Below are 1,387 nucleotides of genomic sequence, written 5' to 3'. Positions count from 1 at the left end.
GTCCCGCACGGCGCCCACGGCGCCCGGCACATGCTCTCGCAACACCCCCTAGACGCCCCCAGAAGGGCTCCTCAGAACAGGTGCATCGCCAGGTGCCCCAGCGGCAGGCCCAGTTGCCAGGCGGGGGTCCAGACCCGGGCGTTCTCGTCCAGGCCCGGCGGGGGGCCGGCCTGGGCGGGGTGGTCCGGGTCGAGGTTGGTGGCGAACAGCTCGGTGTGGTCCAGCCAGCGCCAGGCCGCCCGGGCCAGTTCCAGGTCCGGGTCCTCGCCGCGGCCGCGCTCGCGGGCCTCCTCGCCCAGGGTGAGGAACCGGGTCTGGACCCAGTCGCGCCAGGGGTGCCCGTACGCCGTCAGGGACAGCCACTCGTCCAGCTGCGAGACGACCCGGATCCCGGAGAGCTCGCCGGCCGCGTCCGAGAGGTAGATCGTCAGCGCGAGCGTGTCCCGCCCGGCGCGGAACTCCAGGGTGCTGACCGGGATCAGCCGGCCCGTGCGCAGCAGCTCGTCCGCGATGTACTCCGCGTAGAGCCACGCCATGGGCACTGCCAGTCCGCCGTCACTGGTGCCGTTCAAACCCTCGGGCTGCACCGTTCCACCTTCTCCCGCGCGTCGAGCCTGCCGCCGTCGTCTCCGAGCCTTCACCGGAGGGCTCGCGCAACGGGGGATGTTTACTCAACTTGAACGGACGGATGCCGATTTCGACATGGATTGTGTCCGGTTCGTACGCGTGGGGGGAGTTTCTTGAGTGTTCCTCCACCGCGGCAGGGGCGGTCCTCGTGCCCCTGTGCCCGGTTCAGGCGCCCAGGCCGTATCCCTGGAGCCCCTTCCGCAGGGCGCGCAGGGCGTAGTACGTGCGGGATTTGACGGTGCCGGCCGGGATGCCCAGCTCCGCCGCGGCCTCGGCGACCGAGCGGTCCTGGAAGTAGACCTGCATCAGTACCTCGCGGTGCTCCTGCCCCAGGCTGCCGACCGCCCGCCGCACGTCGATGGCGGTGACCGAGCCGGCCACCGCGTCCTCCGGCGCGGGTGCCTGTTCCAGGCCGTCGGGCTCGACCTCCTGGGGCCGGGACAGCCGGGCCCGGCGGGCGTCGATCGCCAGCCGCCGGGCCACGGTGAACAGCCAGGGGCGCATGGACCCGTGCCCGGTCGCCAGCACCTCGGGGTGCTGCCAGACCCGGACGAGGGTCTCCTGCACGAGGTCCTCGGCGCGCTGCGCGTCCCCTGCCGTGAGACCGAGCAGGAAGCAGAACAGGGCCCGCCCGTGCTCGCGCTGGAGTGCGGCGAGCGCCTCGGGTTCCGTGCGCTGGAGGGTGGGGGAGGGGGGCACGTCGGTGGCTCCTTCCGGATCCGCGGGGCGGGCGAGGGGGCGGGGGTCTGGGGAGGGGCCG

At 73.3% G+C, this 1,387-nt stretch carries 2 protein-coding genes; both read right to left on the bottom strand.

What is annotated here, in order from left to right:
- Positions 1 to 71 precede the first annotated feature (71 nt).
- The gene (locus tag VR44_RS39850; protein ID WP_045952587.1) at positions 72 to 536 is read right to left on the bottom strand and encodes a hypothetical protein; all 465 of its coding nucleotides are present in this window, start codon (positions 534 to 536) and stop codon (positions 72 to 74) included.
- A gap of 256 nt (positions 537 to 792) precedes the next feature.
- Positions 793 to 1,326 carry a sigma-70 family RNA polymerase sigma factor gene (locus tag VR44_RS39845; protein ID WP_045952586.1) on the bottom strand — a complete coding sequence of 178 codons (534 nt, stop codon included), beginning with the start codon at positions 1,324 to 1,326 and terminating at the stop codon, positions 793 to 795.
- Positions 1,327 to 1,387: the final 61 nt, after the last annotated feature.

The sequence above is a fragment of the Streptomyces katrae genome (assembly GCF_000966975.1).
GTDB lineage: Bacteria > Actinomycetota > Actinomycetes > Streptomycetales > Streptomycetaceae > Streptomyces > Streptomyces katrae.
The sequence above is the reverse complement of the archived record's forward strand: the minus strand, read 5'-3'. Positions and strand labels throughout refer to the sequence as shown.

Excerpts from the sequence above, each read along its gene's own strand:
- VR44_RS39850 (WP_045952587.1), bottom strand. The coding sequence starts at position 536 with ATGGCGTGGCTCTACGCGGAGTACATCGCGGACGAGCTGCTGCGCACG.